Raw genomic sequence first — 25782 nt, forward strand, 5'->3', positions numbered from 1 at the left:
GTCTGGGATGCCTGCCGCCGCTTATGAAGGGAAGGAGTGCGTCTGCCAGTTCAAGCGCGGGGTCTGCGACCAGACCTGCGTGCGCGACATGCTGGACACGCCCTTCTACATCGCGTGCCTGAAGCTGCGCGGGCGCAAGTGCCTGGTCGTCGGCGGCGGCGCGCTCGGCCTGGAGAAGACCGAGGGCCTGCTGGCCTGCGACGGCGACGTGACCGTCATCTCGCCCGCGGTCGGCCCCGAGCTCGAAGCGCTGGCGCGCGAGGGCTCGATCGCCTGGGAGCGGCGCGAGTACGCCGGCGCCGAGGATCTCGAGGGCGTGTTCATGGTGATCGCCTGCACCGACGACACCGACACCAACATCGCGATCTTCAACGACGCCGAGCGCCGCGCGATGTTGGTGAACATCGTCGACGTCCCGCCGCTGTGCAACTTCATCCTGCCGGCGATCCTGCGCACCGGGCCGCTGGCCATCGCGATCTCCACCGCCGGCGCCTCCCCCGCGCTGGCCAAGCGCATGAAGGCCGAGATCGGCGAGCAGTTCGGCGAGGAGTACGCGCGGCTGGCCGTCATGCTCAACGACGTCCGCGGCTGGGCGAAGGGCACGCTGCCCACCTACCAGGACCGCAAGGAGTTCTTCGAGTCGATCGTCAACGGGTCACCCGACCCGATCGCGCTCCTGCGCGCCGGCGACGAGCACGCCGTCCTGGACCTGATCGCCAAGGCGCGCGAGCAGCACACGCCGGCGACGGCGTAGCGACGCCGATGCCCGACGACGACGCGCGCCTCACCCACCTCGACGCGCACGGCGACGCGCGGATGGTCGACGTCGGCGGCAAGCCCGTCACCGAGCGGCGGGCGGTCGCGCGGGCGGTCGTGCGGATGACGCCGGAGACGGCGCGGGTCGTGGCGGCCGGGGATGCGCCGAAGGGCGACGTGCTCGGCACCGCGCGAATCGCGGGCGTGATGGCCGCCAAGAAGACCGGTGAGCTGATCCCGCTGTGCCATCCGATCGGGCTCGACCACGTCGACGTCGACGCGGCGATCGACGCGGACGCCGGCACCGTCACGCTCACCGCCACCGCGGGCGTCACCGCGCGGACGGGTGTCGAGATGGAGGCGATGACCGCGGCCGCTGTCGCCGCGCTGACCGTGTACGACATGGTCAAGGGTGTGGAGCGAGGCGTAGCTATCGAGCGCGTCGAGCTGGTCGAGAAGACCGGCGGGCGCAGCGGCACCTGGCGGCGCGACGCCTCCTGACCGACCTCTGACACCCGACGTTTGAGGACTTCGGGCCCGCTCGGGGTAGCCGCGTGAGCGTGCTGTTCCACGGGGTCGACGTTCCAGCGTGCGCCACCATGGCGACCGCGCAGGGCCTCACGGTGACCCTGTGCGGGTCCGGCCGTGGCGCGGCGGCCTCCGCCGCGTTCTCGCGCACGAGGGCCGACGTGCGCTCGCGGCGCTGGGCGGTCGCGCTGCTCGCGCCGCCCGCGATCTTCGTCGCGATGGTGGCGCTGCTGGCCCGGAACCCCGACGCCGCCCAGCTCGTCCTGCAGATCGCGACCGTCGGCGTGCCGGCGCTCGCCGCGTTCGCGACCAAGGACCTCAGCCGCCGCGGCTGGCCGGCCATCGTCACCGGCCTCCTGGCCGCCGCGCTGCTGTGGTCCGACGAGCTCGTCGGCCAGGTCGCGGTGCTCGCGCTGCTCGTCCTCAGCTGCGTCGCGATCGGCAGCCTGATGCCGCGCCTCGGCCACCCGACCGCGCTCGCCGCCGGCGCCGCCACGCTCGCGCTCACCGACGTCATCCTCGTCGTGCTCGGCCCCGTCGGCGCAGCCGCCGACGCGCTGGACTCGGTCCGCCTCGGCCACCTGCCGTCGTTCGGCGAGGCCGTCGTCGGCAACGTGCACATGGGCTACGGCGACCTCGCGATCGCGGGCATCGCCGGCGCGATCGCGGCGCGCAGCCCCGGCGGCGCCTCGCGCGTCGGCTTCCTCACGCTCGTCCTGTTCCTCGCCGAGGCCGCGCTGCTCGCCGGCCCGAAGGCCTATCCGGCGACGCTGCCCGTCGTCGCGGCGCTGGCGCTCGACGCGCTGTGGCGCCTGCGCGCGCCCGCGCGGACCACGAGGCCTGCGCCCGAGCCCCAGCCCGCGGGTTGAGCACTACGCTGCGGATCGACCCATGCGCACCTGCGTCCTGACCGTGTCGACGTCCGTCTCGCGCCGCCTCAACGAGGACGCGTCCGGCCCGCTGCTCGCCCACCTCGCCGAGCAGGCCGGCGCCGACGTCGAGGCGATGGAGGTCGTGCCCGACGACTTCGGCCTGATCGAGGACCGGCTGCACCACTTCGTCGACGACGGCTTCGCGCTGATCTTCACCACCGGCGGCACCGGCTTCACGCCCGACGACATCACGCCCGAGGCCACGCGCGCGGTGATCGAGCGCGAAGCGCCCGGGATCGCGGAGGCGATGCGCGCCGAGTCGGCCAAGCACACGCCGATGGGCATGCTCTCGCGCGGCGTCTCCGGGATCGCGCACCGCACGCTGATCGTCAACTTCCCGGGCAGCCCGAAGGCGATCGACCAGCTCTTCCCCGTGGTGGCACCCGTGCTGGAGCACGCAGTCCGTACGCTCCAGCGCGAGCATGGAGGACAGTCCAGCCATTGAGCTCGCGGGCCTGACGCGCCGCTACGGCGACCGCGAGGCCCTGCACGACGTCACGCTGACGCTTCCCGCCGGCGCGACGCTCGTCGTCTTCGGCCCCAACGGGGCCGGCAAGACGACGCTGCTGCGCGTGCTCGCGACGCTGCTGCGCCCGCACGGCGGCGACGCGCGCGTCCTGGGCCACGCGCTGCCCGACGCCGGCTGGGCGGTGCGCGGGCGCGTCGGCTTCCTCGGCCACGCGTCGCTGCTGTACCGCGACCTGACCGCGCGCGAGAACCTGCGCTTCCACGCCAAGCTGCACGGCGCGCCGGCCGGACGCGTCGACGAGCTGCTCGACGCCGTCGGCCTGCTGACGCGCGCCGACGACCCGGTCCACACCTACTCGCGCGGCATGGTCCAGCGCGCCGCGGTCGCCCGCGCGGTCCTGCACGACCCCGAGCTGCTGCTCCTCGACGAGCCGACCGCGAACCTCGACCCGCACGCCGCCGAGCTCGTCGACCCGCTGATCGGCGCCGCGTCCGGACGCACGCGCGTCGTCACCAGCCACGACCCGGTCGGCGGCCTGAAGGGCGCCGACCTGGCGCTCGGCCTGCGCGGCGGCCGCCAGCAGCTGCTCGCGCCGGCCGCCGAGGTCAGCACCGCGCGCATCGGGGCGCTGTACGCCGAATCCCGCCCGCAGCCGTCCCGCCGCCTCGGCCAAGAGGGGCGGGAATCGGGCTGATGTGGCGCGCCGTCTCCGCCCTGCTCGCCAAGGAGCTGCGCCTCGAGCTGCGCACGTTCCAGGTCGTCCCCGCGATGGCGCTGTTCTCCGTCACGACGCTCGTCGTCTTCCACTTCTCGCTGCAGGAGGACGCCGTCGACGGCGCGCTGGCCGGCGGCGTGCTGACGATCACGATCCTGTTCAGCGCGATCCTCGGCATCAACCGCCTGTTCGTCGCCGACCACGAGGAGGGCGGCTTCGACGGCTTCCTGCTCGCGCCCGTCGACCGCACCGCGATGCTCGTCGCCAAGGCGCTGGCGCTGCTCGCCTTCCTGGTCCTGCTGGAGGTCGTCGCGGTCCCGGCGTTCGCGTTCATGCTGCTCGATCCGGACCTGACCGGCGCGGCGCTCGGCCAGACCCTGATCACGCTCGCGCTCGCCGATCTGGCGATCGCGATCGTCGGCACGCTCGTCGGCGCGCTGGCCATCCAGACCCGCGCGCGCGACCTGATCGTGCCCCTGATCGCGCTGCCGCTGCTGCTGCCCGTGGTCATCGGGACGTCGAAGCTCCTCGCGCCCACCTTCGCCGCGGCTGGCGCGGCCGCGCTTCCCACGCGCTGGCTGACCATCGTCGGGCTCTATGATCTGGTCTTCGGGCTCCTCGCTTACGCCGTCTTCGACTTCCTCCTCGAGGACTGAGCCCGTCGAACGATGTCTGGCCCTCGTCTCCGCACGCTGTCCGTCGCGACCGTGATCACCCTGATCGCCGGATACGCCCTGGCCGCGTTCTACGCGCCGATGGACGCCGACCAGGGCTTCATCCAGAAGATCTTCTACCTGCACGTGCCGATGGCGATCGTCGCGCTGTGCGGGTTCGTCTTCGGCGGGATCTGCGCGATCGCGCACCTGCGCACCGGCGACGCGAAGTGGGACCTGCGCTCCTACGTCGCGATCCACGTCTCGGTCATCCTCGGCGTCGGCGTCCTGCTGACCGGCGCGATCTGGGCCAAGGCGTCGTGGGGCCACTACTGGGTGTGGGACGAGCCGACGCTGGTCTCGTTCCTGATCATCTTCCTGCTCTACGCGACCTACACGCCGCTGCGGTTCTCGATCGAGGACCGCGAGAAGCAGGCGCGCTACGCGTCGGTGTTCGCGATCACCGCGGGCGCCTTCGTGCCGCTGAACTTCATGGCCGTCCGCGCGGCCACCTCGCTCGTGCATCCCCGCACGCTCAGCGCGGCCGACAACCTCCCCGGGAAGATGATGCTCGCCTTCCTGGTGTGCATCGTCGGCATGACGCTGCTCTACGCACTGCTCTGGCAGTACGAGATCGCGCACAAGACGACCGTCGCCCAGCTGCGCGCGCTCAAGCGCAAGCTCGCGGGCGACGACGGCGTCCGCGCCCGCCGCTCCGCCGCTCCCGAACTGCAGGTCCGATGATCCTCGCCGAGTCCACCGTCCTTCCCGACAACGCCGGCTACGTCGCGGCCGCCTACCTGGTGTTCCTGGCGCTGTTGGTCATCTACGTCGGGATCATGGCCTACAAGTTGATCAACGTGCAGCGCGACGTGGCGGAGATCAGCGACCTCGTCGACCGGCGCTTCGACGCCGAGGACGATGCCGCCGAACGCGAGCGTGAAGGGACGCCGGCGTGAGCGGCGGCGGCGAGCTGCTCTGCTTGGGGATCTCGCACAAGACCGCGCCGGTCGCGGTCCGCGAGCGCCTGGCGCTGACGACCAAGGAGGCGCAGAGCCTGTGCCGCGAGCTGGTCGACACCGACGCGATCCGCGAGGCCGTCGCGATCTCCACCTGCAACCGGACCGAGATCTACCTCGTCGGCGACCCCGTCCACGCCGAGACCGAGCTGCTGTCGCGCCTGGCCGCGAGGGCCGACACGCGCCCGACCGAGCTGACCGACGCGATGTACGCGCCGCGCAACTGCGACGCCGCGCGCCAGCTCTACCGCGTCGTCTCGGGCCTGGAGTCGATGATCGTCGGCGAGGCCGAGATCCAGGGCCAGGCCAAGCGCGCCTACGAGGCCGCGCTGGAGGCCCAGACGACCGGCCCGCTGACCAACCGCCTGTTCACCGCCGCGCTGCAGACCGGCAAGCGCGTGCGCTCGGAGACCGCACTCGGCGAGGGCCGCGCGAGCGTGTCCTCGGTCGCCGTCGGCCTCGCACGCGAGATCGCGAGTCCCGCCCACCCGGAGCTCACGACCCTCAACGTGGTCCTCATCGGCGCCGGCGAGACGAGCGAGCTGACCGCCCAGGCGCTCGCCGCGCAGGGCGTCCGGACAATCTTCGTCGCCAACCGCCACGCCGACCGGGCGCGCTCGATCGCCGACCGCTTCGGCGGCACGGTGTCCTCGCTGCACGACCTGCCGGACCGCCTCACCGAGGCCGACATCGTCGTCTCCTCGACGTCGTCGCCGCACCCGCTGATCGGCGTCGACGAGCTGGCGCTGGTCATGCGCGACCGCCAGGGCGCGCCGCTGCTGCTGATCGACCTCGCCGTCCCGCGCGACATCGACCCGCAGTGCGCCGAGCTCGACGGCGTCACCCTCTACGACATCGACGACCTCCAGTCCGTCGTCGCGCGCAACCGCTCCGTCCGCGAGGCCGAGCGCGTGCAGGCCGAGGAGGTCGTCGAGGACGAGATCCAGCGCTTCGCCCGCTGGATGGGCCAGCTCGACGTCATGCCGACGATCAGCGCCCTGCGCGAGCACGGCGACGCGATCGTCGAGCAGGTCCTCGCCGAGAACGCCGGCCGCTGGGAGAGCGCGTCCGCGCGCGACCGCGCCCGGATCGAGGCGCTGGCCAAGTCGGTGATGCAGCGCCTGCTGCACGAGCCGACGATCCGCCTGAAGTCCGTCGACCGCGACGCGAGCCACGGCCGCCTCCAGATCGCCCGGGAGCTCTTCGGGCTGAGCGACGGCGTGTCCGAGACGTCGTCGGACGCCGGCGACGAGGCCGGCGAGGCCGAGGTGCGCCCGCTGCGCCGCCGCGGTGCCGGACCCGCGCGGTGAGGCTCGGGACGCGCGCCAGCCAGCTCGCGCTCGTCCAGGCGCACGCGGTCGCCGACGCGCTGGGCGGCGACGTCGAGATCGTCGAGATCACGACCGCGGGCGACCGCGGGATCGCCGGCGACAAGGCCCGCTGGATCGACACGATCGAGGACGCGCTGGAGCGCGGGAGCATCGACCTCGCCGTCCACTCCGCCAAGGACGTTCCAGCGCAGTCGCTGCTGCGGCCGGGCATGGCGCTGGCCGCGGTGCTCGCGCGCGAGGACGCGCGCGACGCGCTGGTCGGGGCCGCGTCGCTGGACGACCTGCCGCCGGGCGCGCGCGTCGGCACCGCGTCGCTGCGCCGCCGCGCCCAGCTGCTGGCCGTGCGCGACGACCTCGAGGTCGTCGACCTGCGCGGCAACGTCGACACGCGGCTGCGCAAGCTGCACGAGGGGCGGTGCGACGCGGCGGTCCTCGCCGCCGCCGGGCTGCGCCGCCTGGGCCTGGAGGCCGAGATCGGCGCGCTGCTGGACCCGACGGTGTTCGTGCCGGCGCCCGGCCAGGGCGCGCTCGCGGTCGAGGGTCGGGAGATCCCGGCGGCCCTTGTCGACGACGTCGCCGACGCGGCGCTGCGCGCGGAGCGGCACGTCGTCGAGGCCTTGGACGCCACGTGCGACACGCCGGTGGGCGTCCATCATGATGGGGTCGCCCTGCACGCCTTCGTCGGCCTGCCCGACGGCAGCGCGTGGCTGCGCGACAGCGTGGTCGGCCCGGACGCCGCCGCCCTGATCGTCGAGCGCCTGGAATCGATGGGCGCGCGCGACCTGCTCGCGCGCGCGACGGCGATCGCGGAGGCCACGTCATGACGCACCGCGACACCGGCCGCGTCATCCTCGTCGGCGCCGGCCCCGGCGACCCGGGGCTGATGACGGCGCGCGCGCTGGAGGCCATCGCGGCCGCCGACGTCATCCTGTACGACAAGCTGATCCCGGCGACCGCGCTGGACGGCGCGCGCGAGGACGCAGCGCTGATCGACGTCGGCAAGGTCGGCGGCGGCGAGCAGGTGCCCCAAGAAGAGACGCACCGGCTGCTGCTCCTGCACGCGCAGGAGGGCAAGCTCGTGGTCCGCGTCAAGGGCGGCGACCCGTTCGTCTTCGGCCGCGGTGGCGAAGAGGCGCTGCTGTGCCGCGAGCACGGCATCGCCTTCGAGGTCGTCCCGGGCGTCACCGCCGGCATCGCCGGCCCCGCCTACGCCGGCATCCCGGTCACGCAGCGCGGGATGGCGTCGGCGGTCGCGTTCGTCACCGGCCACGAGGACCCGGCCAAGGCGGCGGGGGCGGGCGGCGGGGACGGGTCACAGATCGATTGGCCGGCGCTGGCCGCCTTCCCCGGGACGTTGGTGTTCTACATGGGCGTGCGCGCGCTGCCGCGGATCGCCGAGCAGCTCGTCCTCGGCGGCCGCCCGGCCACCGAGCCGGTCGCGATCGTCGAGCGCGGCACGCTGCCCGACCAGCGCGCGGTGCACGGCACGCTGGAGACGATCGCCGCGCTGGCCGACGCCGCCGCGATCAAGCCGCCGTCGGTGACGATCGTCGGGCCGGTCGCCGCGCTGGGCGAGGAGCTGGCGTGGCTGGGCCGCGGCCCGCTGGAGAGCGTCAGCGTGGTCGTCACGCGCCCGCGCGCGCAGGCGTCCGCGCTGGCGCGCGCGCTGCGCGACCTCGGCGCGCGCGTCATCGAGGCGGCCACGATCGTCCCGGAGCCGCTGGACTTCGCGATCCCGGATCTCAATGACTATGACCTGGTCGTGCTGTCGTCGCCCAACGGCGTCGCGCGGTTCTTCGCGCAGCTGCGCGCGGACGGCCGCGACGCGCGCGCGCTGGCCGGCCGGCGCGTCGCGGTGATCGGCCCGGGCACCGCGGACGCGCTGCGCGGCCACGGCGTCGAGCCCGACCTGATCCCGCGCAAGGCCGTCGGCGAGTCGCTGGCCGAGCTGGTCGCGGGGCGCGACGACGTGGCGTCCGCGCTGATCGTCCGCGCGCGCGGCGGCCGCGACATCGTCCGCAACGCGCTCGACGCCCAGGGCGTCCGGGTCGACGTGATCGAGCCCTATGTGACGGTCGCCGAGCCGCTGGACGCCGGGACGCGCGCCAGCGCGCTGGACGCCGACTGGGCGACGTTCACCTCGGCGTCCTCCGCGCGCTTCTTCCTGGAGGCCGCCGGCGGCGCCGACGAGGTCCGCGCGTCCGGCCTACGCCTCGCCTCGATCGGCCCGATCACGACCGAGGCGTTGCGCGCGCTCGGTCTGGAGCCGGACGTCGAGGCGGCCGAGCACACGCCCGGCGGCCTCGTGGACGCGCTCGTCGCGGCGGTGGCCGCGCGGGCCGGCTGAGCCGACGACCGGTCAGCTCGCCGCGGGGGGCTCCCCGTCGTCCGGAATGCCGGGCATCGCCTCCGGGCCGGGGTCGGTCTTGTCGCCTTCGGGGTCGGCCTCGGGGACGCCGAGCGGCTGCTCCTCGGGCTGGTCGGGCGGAAGGCCGGTCGGGACGTCGGGGTCCGGCCGGGTCTCGTCTGCGTCCCGCATGCCCGGGCGCTACCCGGCGCGCGGCGCCGCTAGCCTCACCCCCGGTATGGCGCGCCCGATCACGTTCCTGTCCGACTACGGCCTCGAAGACGACTTCGTCGGCGTCTGCCACGCGGTGATGACGCGGATCGCGCCGGACGCGCGGATCGTCGACCTCACCCACGGCCTGGAGCGCCACGACGTGCGCACGGCCGCGATGGTCCTGCGCCGCTCGCTGCCGTTCTGCGCGCCGGGCGTGCACCTGGCCGTGGTCGACCCGGGCGTCGGGACCGCGCGGCGCGCGATCGCGTTGAGGACGACCGACGAGGACCGGCTCCTGGTCGGGCCCGACAACGGGCTGCTGTCCCTGGCCGCGCAGCGCTTCGGCGGGATCGCCGAGGTCGTGGACGTGACGCGCTCGCCGCACCGGCTCGAGCCCGTGTCGGCCACCTTCCACGGCCGCGACCTGTTCGCGCCGGTCGCCGCGGCGCTGGCCGCCGGCGCCGAGCTGGCCGAGGCCGGCGACCCGATCGACGCCGACGAGATCGTGCGCGCCGACATGCCGCTGGCGTTCCTGGACGCCGACGCCGGCGAGCTGTTCGCCCACGCGGTCGGGTTCGACCGCTTCGGGAACGTGATGCTCGACGTCGAGCACGCCGAGCTGACGGAGTCCGGCTTCCGGCTGGGCCACGGCGTGGCCGTCAACGGGCGGACGGGCGTGTACGCGACGACGTTCGCGGACGTCGCGCCCGGCGAGCTGCTGCTGTACGAGGACGCCTACCGGACGCTGGCGCTGGCGGTCAACCGCGGGTCGGCGCGCGACGTGCTGGGCCTGTCGCGCGACGACGAGCTGCGGATCCGGCCGCGCTGATGCTCGGGCTGCCGCGCCTGCACCTGCGGACGGTGGGCTCGACCAACGACCGCGCGCGGGAGCTGGCGCAGGCGGGGGCGCCGCACGGCGCGCTGGTGACCGCGGCCGCGCAGACCGCGGGCCGCGGGCGCCAGGGGCGCGCGTGGCAGACGCAGGTCGGCGCGGCGGTGACCATGTCGATGGTCTTGCGCGACCCGCCGGAGCTGCTGACGCTCGTCGCGGCGGTCGCGGTGGCGGAGACCTGCGGCCCCGAGGCGTCGATCAAGTGGCCCAACGACGTCCTGCTCGACGGGCGCAAGGTCGCGGGGATCCTGGCCGAGGGCCGGCCGCACGAGGGCTGGGCGGTGCTGGGGATCGGCGTCAACGTGGCGGTCGACGTGGCGCTGCTGCCCGACGAGGTGCGGGCGCGCGCGGGATCGCTGGGCCGGCCGCCGACGGCGGTCGAGCCGTTCTTGTCGTCCTTGGTCCTGGCGCTGGACCGCTGGCTGGGCGCCGGGCCCGGCGCGGTCCTGGACGCCTGGCGCGCGCGGGACGCGCTGGTCGGCCGCGAGGTGTCGTGGGCGGGCGGGACGGGCGTCGCCGACGGCGTGGACGGCGAGGGGCGGTTGTTGGTGGCGTTGGATGGCGACGCCGGCGTCGTGGCGCTCAACGCCGGCGAGGTCCACCTGGGCCGGCCCGGCGCCTGATGCTCGACGTCCGGCGCCTGCGGGTCCTGCGCGAGGTCGCGCGGCAGGGCAGCTTCCCGACCGCGGCGCGCGAGCTGCACTGCACGCAGCCGGCGGTCAGCCACCAGATCGCGCGGCTCGAGGAGGAGGTCGGCACGCCGGCTGCCGATCCGCAGCGCGCGCTCGGTGCCGGGCGCCTGCGGCTCGCGACCCACCTGGACAACACCGTCGAGGATGTGGACCGCGCTGTCGAGGCGCTGGCGGGCGTGCACGCCGCGGCCTGAGCGTCACCTTCGCCGTCCGGCTACGTTCTTAGGGTCATGCGCCGCCTTTCCCACCTCCCCCTGCTCGCCGTCAGCGCCGCCGCGCTGGCGCTCCCCGCCGCGGCGTCCGCCGCCACCGCGCCGACCGACTGCCACCTCCAGGCTCCTCGCGTGGAGGTCGACCACCCGATCGCCGGAACCGACCTGGTCGCCCGCGATCCCTACGGCGGGCTGCTGACCCGCAACCGCCTGTTCTTCGACTTCTCGGTGCGCGGGAGCGCAGCGGCGCTGGCCGGCGTCGCGAAGGTCCAATGGGCCCTCGACGGCACCGTCGTGCGCGAGGACCCGACCGCGCCGTTCGAGTGGAAGGGCGTCTCGGGCTCCTCCAAGCGCATGCCGGTCGGCGACCACACGATCACCGTGACCGTCACGCCGAAGGCCGGCGCGCCCGCGAGCACGCAGTTCGCGCTGACCGCGACCGACTGCCAGAACGCGACGTTCTACCCGGAAATCCCGCAGAAGCGGGGCGCGGCCTCGCTGGACTTCGGCTCCGCGTTCGAGGCCGACGGCGAGCCGCTGGACGCGGTGTCGGCCAACGCCGCCAAGAACGTCGTCGCGGCGATCCCCTCCGCGCTGCGCGGCCGCGCGATCGGCACGCTCGAGGTCGGCAAGAAGACCTACACGTTGAAGGGCGCGCGCACGGCGCTGTCGCGCGGCAAGTTGAAGGTCTCGCTCGTCCCGGGCGCCAAGACGTTCCTGAAGGTGTCGGGCCTGCCGGCCGGGACGCAGACCGTCCACGTCGCCTTCAAGCCCGGGATCCTGCGCCTGCGCTCCGCGAAGCTCCCGTTCCTCGTGAAGGGGACGCTGACCGCGGGCTCGCGCCACGTGAGCCTCAGCGCCGGCGGGGTGTACGCCTAGCCAGGGGCGAGCTGCGCGAGCACCCGCGCGGCCAGCGGCCGCTCGACGTGGCGGACGCCGATCCGGGTGCCGCGCGCGATGGCGATCGAGACGGTCGCGAGGTCCGCGCGGCGCTGGAGCGGCGTGCGTGAGACGCCGAGCTCCTGCAGCCGGCGGCGGCGGGCGATCAGCGTCACGCGCGAGCCGCGGCGCCGGGCCCGGAGGATGACGCGCGCGTCTTCGGGCGCGAGGCGCAGGCCGCCGGCGGCGTAGGCGTCGAGCCCGCTGAGGACCGCGCCGAGCGCCAAGACCAGCGCGACCGGCCAGGCCTCGGGGACCAGGGCGATGAGGACGGCGCTCGCCGCCAGCGCGGCGACGAGCGGGACCGTCACGTAGCGGCGCCGCGCTCGCGCCGGCGGGCGCTGCTGCAGCTGGAGCGGGCCGGCCAGCTCGGGGATCACGGCGGACAGGAACGCGTCGACCTGCGCCGCGCGCAGCAGCGGGAACAGGGTCCGGGCGGCGGTCTCGCGCCCGCCGAGGCTCGTCACCTCCAAGCGTAGCGTGACCAGGCCGAACGGGCGGCGCAGCGGGCTCTCGACGATCTGGACGCCGTCGACGCGGCCGACCGGGACCGAGACCGCGCGGCGCTGCAGCAGGCCGCGGCGGATCCGGAGGCGGTCCTCGACGCGCTCGATCTCGAAGCCGGAGAACGCCACGATCGCGCCGAGGAACGACAGCAGCCAGGCGCAAAGCAGGAGGACCAAGGCCACCATGACGACCTCGCCGGTCGAGTTGATGTGCTTGACCTCGGCCTCGCCGGCGCCGAGCAGGTCGTTCTGGAGCGCGCCGAAGATCGCGCCGACGACCGGGAGCAGGATCGTGAGCTGCGGGGCGGTGAGCGCGGCGAGCAGGAGCGCGCGCATCCGCAGGCGGCGGCGGGCGGCGCCGAGGCCGTGGTCGGGATGGCCGAGCGCCGCGCGCAGGTGGGCGGCGTTGGACGCCGACAGCGCGCTGAGGATGACGTCGCCGTCCTCGCCGCCGCCGGGCGTCTGCACGTGCAGGCCGGTGACGCCGAAGACGCGCTGGACCGGGCCGGCGATCGTGTCGACGGCCTGGATGCGCTCGAGCGGCACGACGGTGTCGTCGGGCGAGAACACGCCGGAGCGGAAGTGGAGGGCGCGGTCGGTGACGGTGTAGGTCGTCGCGTGCCAGCGGGCGATGCCGATCGCCAGCGCGGCGACCGCGCCGAGCAGGCCGAAGGCGAGCGCCGAGAACGACGAGCGCGTGCCGCCCGCGACGAGCCCGATGAGCAGCGGGACGGCGATGTCGCGAAGGCCGCGCAGGGCCTCGTCGACCGCGGCCGCCACGTGCAGGCGGTAGGGCCCGTCACTCGTCATCGGGCGTCCGGATCAGGCCGGCGAGCCGGTCGCGGACGCTCGCGGCGTCGTGCTCGGGCAGCGTCGGGATCTCCGTCGTACCCGCCGCCGTGTGCACGACGACGTCGGCGACGCCGAACAGCTGCGACCAGAACGACCGCCGGACGTCGACGTGCTGGATCCGCGCGATCGGGACGATCGTGCGGATCTCGGTGACGATCCCCCGCCGCAGGTCCAGCTCGTCGTCGTCGAGACGCCAGCGCCAGCGGCGCAGGCGCAGCGTAGGGACGGTGGCCGCGACGAGGATCGCGCCGACCAGGACGATCCATGGCGCGAGGCTGGCGAGCGTGTGCAGCGCGCCGTCCTCGTGGTGATCGCGCAGGATCCGGCTCAGGAACAGCGTGACGACGAACGCGACCACGCCGCCACCGGCGAGCTCGAGCGTCCAGATCGTCCTCGCCGCGGGCGCGAGCCGCTGATCCGGCTCAGGGCGTTCGTCGGGCACGCCGTCAGCGTACGAGCCGGCTACGCGGCGTCGAGCTGATCGGACGACGGCGACGGCTCGGCCTCGCCGTCGGCGTCCGCCTTGCGGCGCGTGGTGCGGCGGCGCGGCTTCGGCGCCTCGTCGTCGGCCGGGGCGGTGGCGCCGTCGAGCGACAGCTGCTCCGGGGCCTCGGCCGCCTTGACCGTCCGGCGGCGCTTGGGCTTCGGCGCCTCGTCGGCGGCGGGAGCGGCCTTCTTGGCGGGCGCGCGCTTGCGCTTCGGCTTCTCCTCGACCGCCGCGGCGTCCTCGGCCTTCTTCGCCGCCGTCCGTCGCTTCGGCTTCGGCGCCTCCTCGGCGTCGCCCTCGGCGGCCGCCGGCTTCGCGGGCGTCCGGCGGCGCTTGGGCTTCGGCGCCTCCTCGGCGGCCGGCGTGGCCTCGGCCTCGGCCGGCTTCACCGGCGTCCGGCGGCGCTTGGGCTTCGGCGCCTCCTCGGCGGCCGGCGTGGCCTCGGCCTCGGCCGGCTTCACCGGCGTCCGGCGTCGCTTCGGCTTTGGTGCTTCTGCCTCCACGGGCGTAGCCGCCTCCGCAGGCACAGCCGCCGCGGCAGGCGCAGAGGCCTCCGCAGGCACAGCCGCCTCCGCAGGCGCACCCGCCGCGGCAGGCGCAGAGGCCTCCACAGGCACAGCCGCCTCGGCAGCCGCAGACGCCTCGGCGGGCGCCGAGCCATTCGCGGCCGCAGCCGACGCCACGGCCACCGGCGAGCGACGCTGGCGGGGCTTGGCCTTCGGCTTGGCTTCAGGCGCGTCGGGCGCGTCGGTGTCCGTGCTCGCGGGCGCCGAGCGGCCGGCCAGCAGCGCGGCCGCGGCCTCGATGCCGCGGGCGGCCTCGTCCGTATCGATCGGCTTGGGCTCGGCACGGTCCGCGCTCTCGCGCTCGCCGCCCTCGCCCTGCTCGGACGACGACTCCGCCCCCGCGGCCTCCGCCGCGGCGGCGGCCCGCGCGGCGGCGGACTTGCGCCGCGACCGCCGGCGCTTCTTGCGCGGCGGCGCCTGGCCGTCGCCGTTCTCTGTCGCGACGGCGTCCTCAGCGCCGTCGCCACCCTCGGCGCCCACCGCGGCGCCGACGGCGACCTCGACCTGCGTGGCCTTGACCGCCTCGTCGCCCTTCCTGCCGCGCCGCCGACGGGAGCGGGTCTTGCGCTTCGGGAAGTTGCGCAGCAGCTCGCGCGACAGCGCGCTCGGCTTGCGGGCCATGCGCGTCCGCGCGCCGCGGACCACCTCCATCGCCTCCGGCGTGTGCGCGACGGCGGCGGCCAGCAGCGCGGCGCTCAGCCGGCGGTCCTGCTTGCGAGCCGCGTGCACGAGCCGGCGGGCGTTGCGCGCGTGCGCGCCGCCCGAGGAGTTCACGAGCAGCCCGAGCAGGCGCTTCGTCTCGGGCCAGCGCTGGACCGCGTACTCCTCGTGCACCTCGCGCGTCATGTCGGCGAGGTCCCAGATCCAGTGCGATGCCTGGTCGCGACGCCCGATCCGGCGCTCGGCCAGGGCCTGCAGCAGGATCTTGACGCCCTCGCGGCGCTCGTCGCGCGACCACGTGCGCACGACGTCGACCGCCCGCTCGAACGCGTCGGCGTCCCGCGACTGCGCGATCTCCTGCAGCGCGCGCAGGCGCAGCTGCGAGTTCTTGTTGCGCTCGACCGCCGTCAGCAGGAACGCGCGCTTGAGCTCGCCGGTCTTGTCGAAGTGCAGCATCGCCCGCGCCCGGCGCCATCCGGACGGCGCGACGCGCGCGCCGGCCAGCGCCGCCCACTGCACCTGCTCGCCGTAGTCGAGGAACTCGACGGCGATCCGCCACAGCTCGCGCTCGAAGACCTCGACGCGCTTGTCCATGTCGGCCGTGACCGGGATGACCCGGCGCTCGACGCGCACGCGCCTGCCCCGGCCGCGCCGCACCGGTCCGACGACGATCGCGCCGCCGCGGTAGACGTCGCGGTCCAGCAGCGAGTGCAGCGTGACGACCGGGTCGTCGTGCCGCGTCGCAGGATGGACGAAGTCCACGACGATCCCGGACTCCTTGCCCGGATGGCGCCGCGTCACGCGGCCGACGCGCTGCTGGTAGATGCGCTTGGACGCCGTCGGCGCCAGGTGCATGCAGATCGTCGCGCGCGGCGAGTTCCAGCCCTCGGCGAGCAGCTGGGCGTTGACCAGGACGTCGATCTCGCCGCGCTCGTACTTGGCCAGGATCTCGGCCAGCTCGCGCTTCGGCGTCTCGCCCGAGACGCCCATCGCCTTGATGTCGAGCTGGCGGAACGCCTCGGCGACGTTCATCGCGTGCTTGACGCCCGCGGCGTAGACCACGCCGGGCACGCCGTTGAAGCGCGTCTTGTAGAGGTCGGCGATCGCCAGGTTGAACGGCGCCTGGTCGAGGAGCTCGGCCAGCATCTCCTGATCGAACTCGACGTCGACCTCGCCCTTGCGCAGGGGCACCTTGGCGATCGTCCGGACGCCCGGACCCGGCGGGATGCGGATCGACCGCAGCGGCGCGATCACGCCGCGGCGTGCCGCCTGGGCGAGGTCGAAGCGCGACGTCTGGGTCGGGAAGAGGTCGGTGACGTGACGGGCGATCAGCGCGCCGGTCGCGGTCATGCCGACGAAGATCGGGCCCGTCCACGCGCGGATCGCCGCGGACGTCTTGTCGCCCAGCGCGGTGTGCGCCTCGTCGCAGATGACGATGGTGTAGGCGTCGGAGATGCGGCCGGCGTTGCGGACGAACCACTGGTAGGTCTCGATCGTGACCGGACCCACCCGCCCGCCGTCGGTGCGGGTCGTGCCTTCGCCCTCCAGCAGCGGCGGCGACTCGCGATCCCCGTAGCCGCGGGTGCGCAGCTCGCCGAGGAACTGGTCGACCAGGTTGCGGCGGTGCGTCAGGATCAGGACGCCGCCGGTGCGCGACGCCTCGACGAAGCCCATGGCCGCGACGGTCTTACCGGCGCCGGTCGCGTGCTCGAACCAGAAGCGCTTGTCGGCGTTCGGGTCGTCGGCCGCGCCCTCCTCGATGTCCTCGTCGACGTCCTCGTCGGCCTCGTCGTCGTAGGACTCGTCCTCGGAGGGCTCAGGCTCCTCGTCGGCCTCGTCGTCGTCCTCGAGGCCTTCGATCTCGATCTCGACGGGCGTGCGATCCTCGGGCTCGTCGTCCTCGTCGTCGTCGTCGTGATCGTCGTCGGGCTCTTCGGGCTCGGGCTCTTCCTCCGGCGCCTCGACCGCATCCGGCGCCGGCGGCGCCTCCTCGACGGCCAGGACCGGCGCGGCGGCCTCGGCGGCGGCGCCGGCGCCGTTGAGCCCCTTCTGCGTCGACGCGAGCAGCGCGACCAGCGTGCCGGACAGCGCGTCGACCTGGTGCGGGTTCAGCAGCGTGCCGTCGGCCAGGCGCGGCTCGTCCTCGGACAGGACGCGCTCGAGCCCGAGCAGCAGGGCGTAGCGGCGCCGCCACTTCGTCGACGGGACCTTGTCGCCCCGGGCGATCTCGGCCAGCGCGAAGTCCAGCGCACGGCGCCGGGCGCTGCCCGGTGCGAGCGCGATCGCGGCGTCCTCGCCCTCGTGCAGGAAGCGCTCACGGGTGAACGCCTCGGCGCGAGCGACGAGCGTCGGATCGGGGACGGATGCGGCCTCGACGGCCGGCGGCGGTGATTCAGCCATGAACGGCTCTGCTCTTCGTAAGAAGCGTCCGCGAAGGAACCGAGAGCGGCGGACGTGCGCTTGGCGGTCCCGCTGGATGGGACCGAGGGAAGCGAGGGACCTCCTGTGAACAGCAGCTGTTCCCTCGCCTCTGGTGAGCAAGGATACCGGATCGGCCGGCAGTTCCCTAGAGCGGTCCGACTACCCTTCACGACATGTCTCGTGGCCGCGTCCTGCTCGTCACCGGCGCCGTGGCCGTGATCGCGATCGTCGTGGTCGGGTTGGCGCAGAGCGGCGGCAGCACGAAGGCGCCCACGCCCGACCGGTTCGACCTCGCCGCCGCCAAGGCCAAGCTCGCCGGCGCGCCCGCGCCGCTGGCCGAGCTCCACGGCCAGGCCAACACGCTGATCCCGGCCGACAAGGGCGTCTACTCCCAGCGCATCTCGTCGCTCAAGGGCCACCCGATCGTCGTCAACAAGTGGGCGTCCTGGTGCGGACCCTGCCGTGGCGAGTTCCCGGTTCTCCAGTCGACCAGCACGCAGTTCGGCAAGCAGGTCGCATTCGTCGGCCTCGACGCCAGCGACAACGACCACGACGCGAGCAAGTTCCTGAAGCACTTCCCGGTCACCTATCCGAGCCTGGTCGACCGCAACTCGCGGATCGCGCAGTCGCTCGGCATCGGGCGCAGCTTCCCGACGACGCTCTACTACGGCGCCGACGGCAAGGTGAAGTACATCCACCAGGGCCCGTACACCTCCGACGCCGCGTTCGCGACCGACATCAAGCGCTACGCCCTGGGCCAGCCGAAGTGAGGGCGCAAGACCTCGCCCAGAGGCTCCCTCGCGCGGCCGCGGCGGCATCGTCGTGAGTGAGGTCCGGGTCGATCCGCTGACCGGCCTGAAGACGATCGTCGCCGGCGGACGGGCCGACCGGCCGGGCGGCTGGCCGATTGCCGGCGCCGACGCGCCGCCGATCGACGCCGAGGCCGACCCGTTCGCGCCCGGCCATGAGGACCGCACGCCGCCCGAGGTCGCCGCCGACCGGCCCGACGGCAGCGCGCCCGACGGTCCCGGGTGGCGCGTGCGCGTCGTCCCGAACCTCTACCCGGCGCTCGCCCCGGACACCGAGGACCCCGCGCCCTCGCACGCCCCGGAGCTGTTCAGCACGGCCCCCGCGCGCGGCGCCCACGAGGTCATCGTCAACGCGCCGGACGCGGTGACGTCGCTGGCGGACCTGAGCGTCGAGCAGGTCGGCCACGCGATGGCGATGTGGCGCGCCCGCATGCGCGCGCACGCGGGCGCCGCCTACCTGCACCTGCTCGTCAACGAGCGCGCCGAGGGCGGCGCCTCGCTCCCGCACACCCACGCGCAGTTGTACGCCTTGGACTTCGTCCCGGCCCAGGTCGCGCGCGAGCGCGAGCGCTTCGCGGCCTACGCGGTGCAGACGATGGGCAGCAACCTGCTGGAGAACCTGGTCGCCGAGGAGGTCCGGCTGCGTGAGCGGCTGATCGCCATCGACGACGAGATGGTGCTGCTCAGCCCCTACGCCGCGCGGCTGCCGTTCGCGATGCTGCTCGCGCCGCGGCGGCCGACCGCCCGCTTCGAGGACGACGGCCTGGCCGGCGGGTTCGGCGCCGCGCTGCTGCACGGCGCGCTCCAGCGCCTGCGCGGCGTCCTCGGCTTCCTGCCGCCGCTGAACATCTGGGTCCGGACCGCGCCCGCCGGCGCCGACCACTTCTGCTGGCGCATCGACGTCGTGCCGCGCCTGACCCACCTCGCCGGGCTGGAGCTGGGGACCGGCGTCGGCCTGAACATCGTGGCGCCGGAGACGGCCGCGCAGCGCTTGCGCGACGCCAGCACGGCGTGATCCTCGTCGCGCTGGCCATCCTGGCGTCGACGCTCGTCGGGGCCGGCGCCGAGCACCGCTTCGGCATGGGCGCGCAGCGGTTCGCGCGCGGCCTGATCGACGTGATGGTGTGGGGCCTGCTGCCGTTCATCGTGTTCTTCGTCGTCGCGCGGCTGCACCTGGGCGGCGGCGTCGGGATCGGCCTGCTGCTCGGGTTCCTGGAGCTGGCGATCGTCGGCGTCCTGGCCGCCCAGATCGGGACGCGCGTGCTGAAGCTGCCGCGGCCGAGCGTCGGGACCCTGATCCTCACGGTCATCCTGGGCAACACGGGGTACTTGGGCATCCCGCTCGTCGCCGCGCTGCTCGGCCACCACGCGCTCGCGCCCGCGATCGCCTGGGACACGGTCGTCAGCCAGGTCATGCTGTACACGGCGGGGTTCGCGGTGGGCGCCGCGTACGGGACCGAGGCCGGCGAGACCCCGCGCGACCGCGCGCGGGCGTTCCTGATGAAGAACCCGGTGCTGTGGGCGCTGCTGGCCGGGCTGCTCGCGCCGAACGTGCTCGCGCCGGAGGCGGTCGTGAGCGTCGCGCGCTTCTGCGCCGCCTTCGCCGTCCTGCCGCTCGGCTTCTTCATCCTCGGCGTGAACCTGATGGCCGAGCGCGAGGAGGGCGTCTTCGGCTTCCCGCCGCCGCTGACGCCCGCCGTCGGCGTCGCGCTCGGGCTCCGGATGGCGGTCGCTCCGGCGTTGTTGTACGTGTTCTCAAAGCTGACGCTCGACGTGCCGGACGCCTACCTGCTGCAGGCCGGGATGGCGTCCGGGATCAACTCGCTGATCGTCAGCCACCTGTACGGGTTGGACCTCAGGCTGGCCGCGAGCGCGATCGCCTGGTCCACGACGCTGGTCGTCGCCCTCGCCCTCGTCCTGTCCCCGCTCCTCTAGGAGGACGTGCCATGCGCGCCCTGATCCAACGCGTCAGCGAAGCACGAGTGGCCGTCGACGGCGAGACCGTCGGCGCGATCGGCCCGGGGTTGTTGGTGCTGTTGGGCGTGACCCACGACGACGACGAGGCCATCGGCGACCGCCTGGCCGACAAGGTCGCCGCCCTGCGGGTGTTCGAAGACGCCGACGGCAAGATGAACGACGCGCTCGGCCCGGACCGCGAGATCCTGGTCGTGAGCCAGTTCACGCTCTACGGCGAGACCCGGAAGGGCAACCGCCCCTCCTTCGTCGCCGCCGCCCGCCCAGAGCACGCCGAGCCGCTCTACGAGCGCTTCCGCGCCCGCCTCGGCGCGCAGGGCGGCGTCTTCGGCGCGCACATGGAGGTGAGCCTGGTCAACGACGGCCCGGTGACGTTGATGATGGAGCTGCCGTAGGTCTCCGCGTCACGGACCGCTGCTGCGCGCCACACCGTAAGGTCCCCACCCATGCCGCCCGTGGACCGCTTCGTCCCCCGCTTCGCCGCCGAGCCTCCGCAGGAGCTGCTTCCGTACGGGCGCTGGGCCGACAAGCTGCGGGAGGAGTTCCTCGCGGCGTGCCTGAGCATCGAGGACGAGGTCGGGGAGCCCGGCGACATCGTGTGGTTCCCGGACCGGACGTGGGGTGGGCGGACGTACGTGCCCGCGACGTGTCGCACCTCGACCAACCTGGAGCTGTACGGCGTCGTCTCGTTCGCGCCCGCCGTCGAGGACGGCCAGGAGCCCGACCACTTCGTCGCGACCGCCGACTGGACCGAGGAGACGGTCGAGGCCAACCCGGAGTGGACGATCGACGTCTGCGAGGAGGTCGTCGGCGGCTGGCGCGGCGAGAGCGGCGCGGTCGCCGCGATGACCCTGGTCTGGGGCACGCCGGTCGTCGACCGGGTCGCGGTCGCGACCGCCGAGCTCGCCGACCTCGTCGTCGACCAGTGCATCCTGATCGAGAACCGCTTCACGCTCCTCGCCCCGGACGACTACCGCGGCGACACGCTCGACGTCGCGGTGTTCGACGCCGTCGGCCGGGAGCTCGCCCGCGAGTCGCTGTACGACGACGATGGCGAGGACGACGAAGACGGCGATGACGACGACCGGCCCGCCGCCTGAGCACACGCCCGGCGACGGGCACGGACACCAGCGCGAAGCGCTCCACGCCGGCGGCGCCGCGGCGCTGACCCTCGGCGCGCTCGGCATCGTCTTCGGCGACATCGGCACCTCGCCGCTGTACGCCCTGCAGAGCGTCTTCAGCGTCGACCACCACGCCGTCCACCCCACGCAGACGACGGTCTACGGCGTGATCTCGCTGGTCTTCTGGACCATCACGATCATCGTCTCGATCAAGTACGTGACCTTGATCATGCGCGCCGACAACGAGGGCGAGGGCGGGATCATGGCCCTCATCGCGCGCATCCAGGGCGTGAGCCTGGAGCGGCGCTGGGCGCAGGTCGCGCTCGTCATGCTCGGCATCTTCGGCGCCAGCCTCTTCTACGGCGACGGCATGATCACGCCTGCGATCTCGGTGCTCTCCGCCGTCGAGGGCATGGAGATCGTGTCGCCGTCCTTCGAGGACTGGGTCGTCCCGATCACGCTCGCGATCCTCACGGTCCTGTTCTCGATCCAGCGCTTCGGCACCGGCGCCGTCGGGCGCGCGTTCGGCCCGATCATGGCGCTGTGGTTCACGCTGCTGGCCGTCAGCGGCACGGCCGAGGTCGTCAACCACCCCGGGATCCTGCGCGCGCTCTCCCCCACCTACGCCATCACCTTCATGGGCGAGCACGGCAGCACCGCGTTCATCGCGCTGGGCTCGGTCGTCCTCACGGTCACCGGCGCCGAAGCGCTGTACGCCGACATGGGGCACTTCGGCCGCCCGCCGATCCGCCGCGCGTGGTTCGGCCTGGTCTTCCCGGCGCTGCTGCTGCAGTACATGGGCCAGGGCGCGCTGATCCTGCGCGAGCCCAAGGCCATCGACAACCCGTTCTTCCTGCTGATGCCGCACTGGTCGCGGATCCCGGTCGTGATCCTCGCGACGTTCGCGACGGTGATCGCGTCCCAGGCCGTGATCTCGGGTGCCTTCAGCGTCACGCGCCAGGCGATCGGACTCGGCTTCCTGCCGCGGCTGACGATCCGCCACACGTCGCGCGAGGCGATCGGCCAGGTCTACGCGCCGGCGGTGAACTGGGGGATCTTCGTCGCGGTCGTCGCGCTCGTCGTCGGCTTCCAGTCCTCCGAGCACCTCGCCTCGGCCTACGGCATCGCGGTGACCGGGACGCTGGCGATCGACACGATCCTGTTCTTCGTCGTCGTCCACGTCGTCTGGCGCAAGCCGCTGCGCACCGCGATCGCCGGCGGCGCCATCTTCCTCACCGTCGACCTCACGTACTTCACCGCCAACCTGCCCAAGGTCGCCCACGGCGGCTGGTTCCCGCTGCTCATCGCCGGCCTGATCTTCGTGGTGCTGACGACCTGGCAGAAGGGCCGCGAGATCCTCACGGCCAACCGCACCGAGCTCGAGGGTCCGCTGCGCGACTTCGTCGACGAGGTCCACGCCTCGGACCCGCCGGTGTTCCGCCCGCCGGCGACCGCGGTGTTCCTCAACGCCAACATCAAGACCACGCCGCTGGCGCTGCGCGCGAACGTCGAGCACAACCGCGTCCTGCACGACAACGTGGTGATCGTGTCGGTCGTCGTCGACCGCGTCCCGCACGTGCGCGAGACCCAGCGCGTGACCGTCGACGACCTCGGCTACGGCAACGACGGCATCGTCCACATCACCGCCCACCACGGCTTCCAGGACGACGTCGACATCCCGCGCACGCTGCGCCGCGCGAGCAAGCGCCTGGAGGGCGACATCGACGTCGCCCACGCCAGCTACTTCATCTCGCGCATGACCATCGTCATGACCAGGAAGCCCGGGATGGCGCGCTGGCGCAAGAAGCTCTTCATGGCCATGTCGCGCAACACGTCGAACCCCGTGGGCTACTTCGGCCTCCCCGACGACCGCACGGTCGTCATGGGGTCGCACGTCGAGTTGTAGTTCTAGGACCCGGCCGCGCGGACGCGCACGCGCGCGGGCGTCCCGTTGGTGCGCCGCAGCAGCTCGACCGGCGCGATCGGGAACACCTTGGCCGGATGCCCGGCCGCCGCCCAGACCTCGTCGTAGGTCATGAGGTCCTCGTCGACGAGCGTCTCCAGCGGCGCCGGATGCCCGTACGGCGCGACCCCGCCGATCGCCTGACCCGTGACCTCGCGGACCGTCGCGGCCCGAGCGCGCTCGACGCCCAACGCCTCCTCGTCGACGCGGTTGGCCCCGGAGCAGAGCACCAGGACCGGAACGCCATCGCGCAGGAAGACCAAGGACTTGACGATGGCGCCGACATCGACCCCGATCGCCGCCGCCGCCTGCTCGGCGGTATGCGCGGGCTCGGCGAACTCGCGGACGTTGTCGTACATGGGCGAAGCGTATGCGGTGGTGTCGCGAGCGCGGGCCGGCGTCCAGCGCCGGACGTCGCGCGCGAGGTGAACGGTGGTTCTGGGGGCCCATAGGCCACCAAAGCACCGCCGACCTCCGTCAACGGCGGGATTTGGGTTCCCGTGGAACCCCGACACGCCGCCGACCCAACGGCCGCGGCGCGTCCGCCGCGGCGGCCCCTACGCCGCCGCCGTCGGCACGCGCCGAGCGATCTCCTCGTCGGTCAGCGGGAAGTGGCAGGCGGCGACGTTGCCGCCGTCCTTGACCTCGAGCTCCGGGTAGGTGACGTCGCACGTGCCCTCGACGAACTTCGGGCAGCGCGTGTGGAAGCGGCAGGCCGACGGCGGGTTGGCCGGCGACGGGACGTCCCCGCCGAGCACCTGGCGGTTCTTGTTGCGCGCCAGGCGCGGGTCCGGGACCGGGACCGCCGACAGCAGCGCGCCGGTGTACGGGTGGCGCGGGTGGTTGTAGAGGTCGTCGGACTCCGCCAGCTCGACGATCTTGCCGAGGTACATCACGGCGACGCGGTCGCACGTGTGGCGGACGACCGACAGGTCGTGCGCGATGAAGATGATCGTCAGCCCCAGCTCGCGCTGCAGGTCCTTGAGCAGGTTCAGCACCTGCGCCTGGATCGACACGTCGAGCGCGGAGACCGGCTCGTCGGCCACGATCAGCTTCGGCTTCAGCGCGATCGCGCGGGCGACGCCGATGCGCTGGCGCTGGCCGCCGGAGAACTGGTGCGGCAGGCGGTTGTAGTGCTCGGGGTTGAGCCCGACCTGCTCCATCAGGTCCTGGACCAGGCCCTTGCGCTTGCGCTCGTCGGTCTCGACGCCGTGGATGATGAACGGCTCGCCGATGATCGTGCCGACCGTCTTGCGCGGGTTCAGCGACGAGTACGGGTCCTGGAAGATCATCTGCATCTCGCGACGCAGCGGCTTGAGCTCCCGGCGCGAGAGGCCGGCGATGTCGCGGCCCTCCCACGTGATCGAGCCGCCGGTGGGCGCGAGCAGGCGCGTGATCAGGCGCGCGGTCGTCGACTTGCCGCAGCCGGACTCGCCGACCAGGCCGAGCGTCTCGCCGCGCTTGACGTCGAAGGTGATGCCGTCGACGGCCTTGACCGCGCCGACCTGGCGCTGGACCAGGAAGCCGGAGCGGATCGGGAAGTGCATCTCCAGGTCGCGGACCTTGACCAGCGTGTCGCCGCCGGCGCCGACCGTGCCCAGCTCCTGCTGCTGCTCGCTCATTCGGTCACCTCGTTGGTGCCCTCGGCGGAGGGCGACAGGGTGGTCTCGGGGATCGCGACCTCCTCGATCACCTGCTCGGGCGTCTCACCCGCGCGCAGCGCGGCCCAGAGGGACCGGCGCGTCTCGGACGGCAGCAGGCACGCGACCTTGTGGGTCGCGTCCGCGCCGCCGACCGGCTCGAGGGTCGGATCGACCTTCTTGTGCGCGTCGCGCACGTACGGGCAGCGCGGGTGGAACGAGCAGCCCGACGGCTTGTTGATCAGCGACGGCGGGCGGCCGTAGATCGGGACGAGCTCCTGGTCGCGCGGCGTGTCCAGGCGCGGGATCGACTTGAGCAGACCCCACGTGTACGGGTGCTCGGGCGCCGCGAAGACCGTGTCGGCCGTGCCGTACTCGACGATCCGGCCGGCGTACATGACCGCGATCTCCTCGGTGACCTCGGCGACGACGCCGAGGTCGTGGGTGATCATCACGACCGCCGTGTCGAGCTCCTGCTGGAGCTTCTGGATGAGCTCGAGGATCTGCGCCTGGACGGTCACGTCCAGCGCCGTCGTCGGCTCGTCGGCGATCAGCAGCTTGGGGTCGTTGATCAGCGCCATCGCGATCATCACGCGCTGGCGCATGCCGCCCGAGAACTCGTGCGGGTAGCCGTCGATGCGGCGCCGCGGGTCCGGGATGCCGACCAGGCCCAGCATCTCGATCGCCCGGTCGCGCGCCCGCGCCTTGGAGACGTCGTTGTGAGCGCGATGGGCCTCGACCAGCTGGTCGCCGATCTTGTAGAACGGATGCAGCGAGGACAGCGGGTCCTGGAAGATCATCGCGATGTCGCCACCGCGGACCTTGCGGATCTCCTCCTCCGAGGCGGTGAGCAGGTCCTTGCCCTCGAACGTGATCGAACCGCTGATGTGCGCGTTGCCCGCGCGCGTCAGTCCCATCACCGTCATGGAGGACACGGACTTGCCGGAGCCGGACTCGCCGACGATGCCGAGCGCCTTCCCGCGATCGACCGTGTAGCTGATGCCGTCGACCGCCTGGACGACGCCGTCCTCGGTCTCGAAGTGCACGACGAGGTCCTTGACCTCCAGCAGCGGCTGCGCCATGGG

Annotated in this window: 28 protein-coding genes; 21 read left to right on the plus strand and 7 right to left on the minus strand. The window is 73.5% G+C overall.

Annotated elements, in window-relative coordinates; genetic code table 11:
- The first annotated feature begins 7 nt into the window (after positions 1–7).
- The 11 genes from DSM104299_RS28720 (at position 8) to cobA (ending at position 8750) form a co-directional block, all read left to right on the plus strand.
- Entirely contained in the window at positions 8–754 is a 747-nt protein-coding gene (locus DSM104299_RS28720) for a precorrin-2 dehydrogenase/sirohydrochlorin ferrochelatase family protein (protein WP_272475110.1), read from the plus strand.
- A gap of 8 nt (positions 755–762) precedes the next feature.
- Positions 763–1257 (plus strand): cyclic pyranopterin monophosphate synthase MoaC, encoded by a 495-nt coding sequence (gene moaC, locus DSM104299_RS28725; protein ID WP_272475111.1) that lies wholly within the window; start codon positions 763–765, stop codon positions 1255–1257.
- A gap of 98 nt (positions 1258–1355) precedes the next feature.
- Positions 1356–2153 carry a hypothetical protein gene (locus tag DSM104299_RS28730; RefSeq protein WP_272475112.1) on the plus strand — a complete coding sequence of 266 codons (798 nt, stop codon included), beginning with the start codon at positions 1356–1358 and terminating at the stop codon, positions 2151–2153.
- Positions 2154–2175: 22 nt separating this feature from the next.
- On the plus strand, positions 2176–2661 hold the full coding sequence (locus DSM104299_RS28735) for a MogA/MoaB family molybdenum cofactor biosynthesis protein (protein WP_272475113.1): 486 nt from the start codon (positions 2176–2178) through the stop codon (positions 2659–2661).
- Positions 2639–3379 (plus strand): ABC transporter ATP-binding protein, encoded by a 741-nt coding sequence (locus DSM104299_RS28740; protein WP_272475114.1) that lies wholly within the window; start codon positions 2639–2641, stop codon positions 3377–3379. The genes DSM104299_RS28735 and DSM104299_RS28740 overlap by 23 nt, the downstream gene beginning before the upstream one ends.
- Positions 3379–4056 carry a heme exporter protein CcmB gene (locus DSM104299_RS28745; protein ID WP_272475115.1) on the plus strand — a complete coding sequence of 226 codons (678 nt, stop codon included), beginning with the start codon at positions 3379–3381 and terminating at the stop codon, positions 4054–4056. Before DSM104299_RS28740 ends, DSM104299_RS28745 begins: the two co-directional genes overlap by 1 nt.
- Positions 4057–4068: 12 nt before the next feature.
- Positions 4069–4797 (plus strand): cytochrome c biogenesis protein, encoded by a 729-nt coding sequence (locus DSM104299_RS28750; RefSeq protein ID WP_272475116.1) that lies wholly within the window; start codon positions 4069–4071, stop codon positions 4795–4797.
- Positions 4794–5012, plus strand: coding sequence for a hypothetical protein (locus tag DSM104299_RS28755; protein ID WP_272475117.1), 219 nt, complete (start codon positions 4794–4796; stop codon positions 5010–5012). The genes DSM104299_RS28750 and DSM104299_RS28755 overlap by 4 nt, the downstream gene beginning before the upstream one ends.
- A complete protein-coding gene (gene hemA, locus DSM104299_RS28760; RefSeq protein WP_272475118.1) occupies positions 5009–6382 on the plus strand; it encodes a glutamyl-tRNA reductase in 1374 nt (457 codons plus the stop codon). The genes DSM104299_RS28755 and hemA overlap by 4 nt, the downstream gene beginning before the upstream one ends.
- Positions 6379–7227: a hydroxymethylbilane synthase gene (gene hemC, locus DSM104299_RS28765; protein WP_272475119.1), complete on the plus strand. Its 849-nt coding sequence runs from the start codon at positions 6379–6381 to the stop codon at positions 7225–7227. Before hemA ends, hemC begins: the two co-directional genes overlap by 4 nt.
- On the plus strand, positions 7224–8750 hold the full coding sequence (cobA, locus tag DSM104299_RS28770) for a uroporphyrinogen-III C-methyltransferase (RefSeq protein WP_272475120.1): 1527 nt from the start codon (positions 7224–7226) through the stop codon (positions 8748–8750). The genes hemC and cobA overlap by 4 nt, the downstream gene beginning before the upstream one ends.
- A gap of 12 nt (positions 8751–8762) precedes the next feature.
- Here the strand turns inward: cobA and DSM104299_RS28775 are convergent, their stop codons facing one another.
- Entirely contained in the window at positions 8763–8942 is a 180-nt protein-coding gene (locus tag DSM104299_RS28775) for a hypothetical protein (protein ID WP_272475121.1), read from the minus strand.
- 46 nt (positions 8943–8988) lie between these two features.
- Between DSM104299_RS28775 and DSM104299_RS28780 the strand changes: the two genes are divergently transcribed.
- Genes DSM104299_RS28780 through DSM104299_RS28795 form a run of 4 tightly spaced genes read left to right on the plus strand, consistent with a single transcriptional unit; the run spans position 8989 to position 11638 of the window.
- Positions 8989–9792, plus strand: coding sequence for an SAM hydrolase/SAM-dependent halogenase family protein (locus tag DSM104299_RS28780; protein WP_272475122.1), 804 nt, complete (start codon positions 8989–8991; stop codon positions 9790–9792).
- Entirely contained in the window at positions 9792–10478 is a 687-nt protein-coding gene (locus DSM104299_RS28785) for a biotin--[acetyl-CoA-carboxylase] ligase (RefSeq protein WP_272475123.1), read from the plus strand. The genes DSM104299_RS28780 and DSM104299_RS28785 overlap by 1 nt, the downstream gene beginning before the upstream one ends.
- Entirely contained in the window at positions 10478–10741 is a 264-nt protein-coding gene (locus DSM104299_RS28790) for a LysR family transcriptional regulator (RefSeq protein ID WP_272475124.1), read from the plus strand. The genes DSM104299_RS28785 and DSM104299_RS28790 overlap by 1 nt, the downstream gene beginning before the upstream one ends.
- Positions 10742–10777: 36 nt before the next feature.
- Positions 10778–11638, plus strand: a complete 861-nt coding sequence (locus DSM104299_RS28795; protein ID WP_272475125.1) for an Ig-like domain-containing protein — start codon at positions 10778–10780, stop codon at positions 11636–11638.
- Here DSM104299_RS28795 and DSM104299_RS28800 read toward each other — a convergent pair.
- Genes DSM104299_RS28800 through DSM104299_RS28810 form a run of 3 tightly spaced genes read right to left on the minus strand, consistent with a single transcriptional unit; the run spans position 11635 to position 17169 of the window.
- The gene (locus DSM104299_RS28800) at positions 11635–13014 is read right to left on the minus strand and encodes a PH domain-containing protein (protein WP_272475126.1); all 1380 of its coding nucleotides are present in this window, start codon (positions 13012–13014) and stop codon (positions 11635–11637) included. The genes DSM104299_RS28795 and DSM104299_RS28800 overlap by 4 nt on opposite strands.
- Positions 13004–13498 carry a PH domain-containing protein gene (locus tag DSM104299_RS28805; protein ID WP_272475127.1) on the minus strand — a complete coding sequence of 165 codons (495 nt, stop codon included), beginning with the start codon at positions 13496–13498 and terminating at the stop codon, positions 13004–13006. The genes DSM104299_RS28800 and DSM104299_RS28805 overlap by 11 nt, the downstream gene beginning before the upstream one ends.
- Before the next feature lie 20 nt (positions 13499–13518).
- Entirely contained in the window at positions 13519–17169 is a 3651-nt protein-coding gene (locus tag DSM104299_RS28810) for a DEAD/DEAH box helicase (protein WP_272475128.1), read from the minus strand.
- A gap of 194 nt (positions 17170–17363) precedes the next feature.
- Here DSM104299_RS28810 and DSM104299_RS28815 point away from each other — a divergent pair, with 194 nt between their 5' ends.
- From DSM104299_RS28815 to DSM104299_RS28840, 6 genes are read left to right on the plus strand one after another with little or no spacing between them, the layout of a single operon-like run.
- On the plus strand, positions 17364–17960 hold the full coding sequence (locus DSM104299_RS28815; protein ID WP_272475129.1) for a TlpA family protein disulfide reductase: 597 nt from the start codon (positions 17364–17366) through the stop codon (positions 17958–17960).
- 52 nt (positions 17961–18012) lie between these two features.
- A complete protein-coding gene (locus DSM104299_RS28820) occupies positions 18013–19014 on the plus strand; it encodes a galactose-1-phosphate uridylyltransferase (protein WP_272475130.1) in 1002 nt (333 codons plus the stop codon).
- Positions 19011–19934 carry an AEC family transporter gene (locus tag DSM104299_RS28825; RefSeq protein WP_272475131.1) on the plus strand — a complete coding sequence of 308 codons (924 nt, stop codon included), beginning with the start codon at positions 19011–19013 and terminating at the stop codon, positions 19932–19934. Before DSM104299_RS28820 ends, DSM104299_RS28825 begins: the two co-directional genes overlap by 4 nt.
- 11 nt (positions 19935–19945) lie before the next feature.
- Positions 19946–20368, plus strand: coding sequence for a D-aminoacyl-tRNA deacylase (gene dtd / locus DSM104299_RS28830; RefSeq protein ID WP_272475132.1), 423 nt, complete (start codon positions 19946–19948; stop codon positions 20366–20368).
- Between the two features lie 51 nt (positions 20369–20419).
- Positions 20420–21073 (plus strand): hypothetical protein, encoded by a 654-nt coding sequence (locus DSM104299_RS28835; RefSeq protein WP_272475133.1) that lies wholly within the window; start codon positions 20420–20422, stop codon positions 21071–21073.
- The gene (locus DSM104299_RS28840) at positions 21024–23000 is read left to right on the plus strand and encodes a potassium transporter Kup (protein ID WP_272475134.1); all 1977 of its coding nucleotides are present in this window, start codon (positions 21024–21026) and stop codon (positions 22998–23000) included. The genes DSM104299_RS28835 and DSM104299_RS28840 overlap by 50 nt, the downstream gene beginning before the upstream one ends.
- Positions 23001–23002: 2 nt before the next feature.
- Here DSM104299_RS28840 and DSM104299_RS28845 read toward each other — a convergent pair whose 3' ends face one another.
- From DSM104299_RS28845 to DSM104299_RS28855, 3 genes are all read right to left on the minus strand, one after another.
- Entirely contained in the window at positions 23003–23416 is a 414-nt protein-coding gene (locus DSM104299_RS28845) for a YbaK/EbsC family protein (RefSeq protein ID WP_272475135.1), read from the minus strand.
- 198 nt (positions 23417–23614) lie between these two features.
- Complete coding sequence (locus DSM104299_RS28850; RefSeq protein WP_272475136.1) at positions 23615–24679, minus strand: ABC transporter ATP-binding protein; 1065 nt, start codon at positions 24677–24679, stop codon at positions 23615–23617.
- Positions 24676–25779 (minus strand): ABC transporter ATP-binding protein, encoded by a 1104-nt coding sequence (locus DSM104299_RS28855; protein WP_272475137.1) that lies wholly within the window; start codon positions 25777–25779, stop codon positions 24676–24678. Before DSM104299_RS28855 ends, DSM104299_RS28850 begins: the two co-directional genes overlap by 4 nt.
- Positions 25780–25782 lie beyond the last annotated feature (3 nt).

The sequence above is a fragment of the Baekduia alba genome (assembly GCF_028416635.1).
GTDB classification, from domain to species: Bacteria; Actinomycetota; Thermoleophilia; order Solirubrobacterales; family Solirubrobacteraceae; genus Baekduia; species Baekduia alba.

Excerpts from the sequence above, each read along its gene's own strand:
- DSM104299_RS28720 (WP_272475110.1), top strand. The coding sequence starts at position 8 with ATGCCTGCCGCCGCTTATGAAGGGAAGGAGTGCGTCTGCCAGTTCAAG.
- moaC (WP_272475111.1), top strand. The coding sequence starts at position 763 with ATGCCCGACGACGACGCGCGCCTCACCCACCTCGACGCGCACGGCGAC.
- DSM104299_RS28730 (WP_272475112.1), top strand. The coding sequence starts at position 1,356 with ATGGCGACCGCGCAGGGCCTCACGGTGACCCTGTGCGGGTCCGGCCGT.
- DSM104299_RS28735 (WP_272475113.1), top strand. The coding sequence starts at position 2,176 with ATGCGCACCTGCGTCCTGACCGTGTCGACGTCCGTCTCGCGCCGCCTC.
- DSM104299_RS28740 (WP_272475114.1), top strand. The coding sequence starts at position 2,639 with ATGGAGGACAGTCCAGCCATTGAGCTCGCGGGCCTGACGCGCCGCTAC.
- DSM104299_RS28745 (WP_272475115.1), top strand. The coding sequence starts at position 3,379 with ATGTGGCGCGCCGTCTCCGCCCTGCTCGCCAAGGAGCTGCGCCTCGAG.
- DSM104299_RS28750 (WP_272475116.1), top strand. The coding sequence starts at position 4,069 with ATGTCTGGCCCTCGTCTCCGCACGCTGTCCGTCGCGACCGTGATCACC.
- DSM104299_RS28755 (WP_272475117.1), top strand. The coding sequence starts at position 4,794 with ATGATCCTCGCCGAGTCCACCGTCCTTCCCGACAACGCCGGCTACGTC.
- cobA (WP_272475120.1), top strand. The coding sequence starts at position 7,224 with ATGACGCACCGCGACACCGGCCGCGTCATCCTCGTCGGCGCCGGCCCC.
- DSM104299_RS28775 (WP_272475121.1), bottom strand. The coding sequence starts at position 8,942 with ATGCGGGACGCAGACGAGACCCGGCCGGACCCCGACGTCCCGACCGGC.
- DSM104299_RS28780 (WP_272475122.1), top strand. The coding sequence starts at position 8,989 with ATGGCGCGCCCGATCACGTTCCTGTCCGACTACGGCCTCGAAGACGAC.
- DSM104299_RS28785 (WP_272475123.1), top strand. The coding sequence starts at position 9,792 with ATGCTCGGGCTGCCGCGCCTGCACCTGCGGACGGTGGGCTCGACCAAC.
- DSM104299_RS28790 (WP_272475124.1), top strand. The coding sequence starts at position 10,478 with ATGCTCGACGTCCGGCGCCTGCGGGTCCTGCGCGAGGTCGCGCGGCAG.
- DSM104299_RS28795 (WP_272475125.1), top strand. The coding sequence starts at position 10,778 with ATGCGCCGCCTTTCCCACCTCCCCCTGCTCGCCGTCAGCGCCGCCGCG.
- DSM104299_RS28800 (WP_272475126.1), bottom strand. The coding sequence starts at position 13,014 with ATGACGAGTGACGGGCCCTACCGCCTGCACGTGGCGGCCGCGGTCGAC.
- DSM104299_RS28810 (WP_272475128.1), bottom strand. The coding sequence starts at position 17,169 with ATGGCTGAATCACCGCCGCCGGCCGTCGAGGCCGCATCCGTCCCCGAT.
- DSM104299_RS28815 (WP_272475129.1), top strand. The coding sequence starts at position 17,364 with ATGTCTCGTGGCCGCGTCCTGCTCGTCACCGGCGCCGTGGCCGTGATC.
- dtd (WP_272475132.1), top strand. The coding sequence starts at position 19,946 with ATGCGCGCCCTGATCCAACGCGTCAGCGAAGCACGAGTGGCCGTCGAC.
- DSM104299_RS28835 (WP_272475133.1), top strand. The coding sequence starts at position 20,420 with ATGCCGCCCGTGGACCGCTTCGTCCCCCGCTTCGCCGCCGAGCCTCCG.
- DSM104299_RS28840 (WP_272475134.1), top strand. The coding sequence starts at position 21,024 with ATGGCGAGGACGACGAAGACGGCGATGACGACGACCGGCCCGCCGCCT.
- DSM104299_RS28845 (WP_272475135.1), bottom strand. The coding sequence starts at position 23,416 with ATGTACGACAACGTCCGCGAGTTCGCCGAGCCCGCGCATACCGCCGAG.
- DSM104299_RS28850 (WP_272475136.1), bottom strand. The coding sequence starts at position 24,679 with ATGAGCGAGCAGCAGCAGGAGCTGGGCACGGTCGGCGCCGGCGGCGAC.
- DSM104299_RS28855 (WP_272475137.1), bottom strand. The coding sequence starts at position 25,779 with ATGGCGCAGCCGCTGCTGGAGGTCAAGGACCTCGTCGTGCACTTCGAG.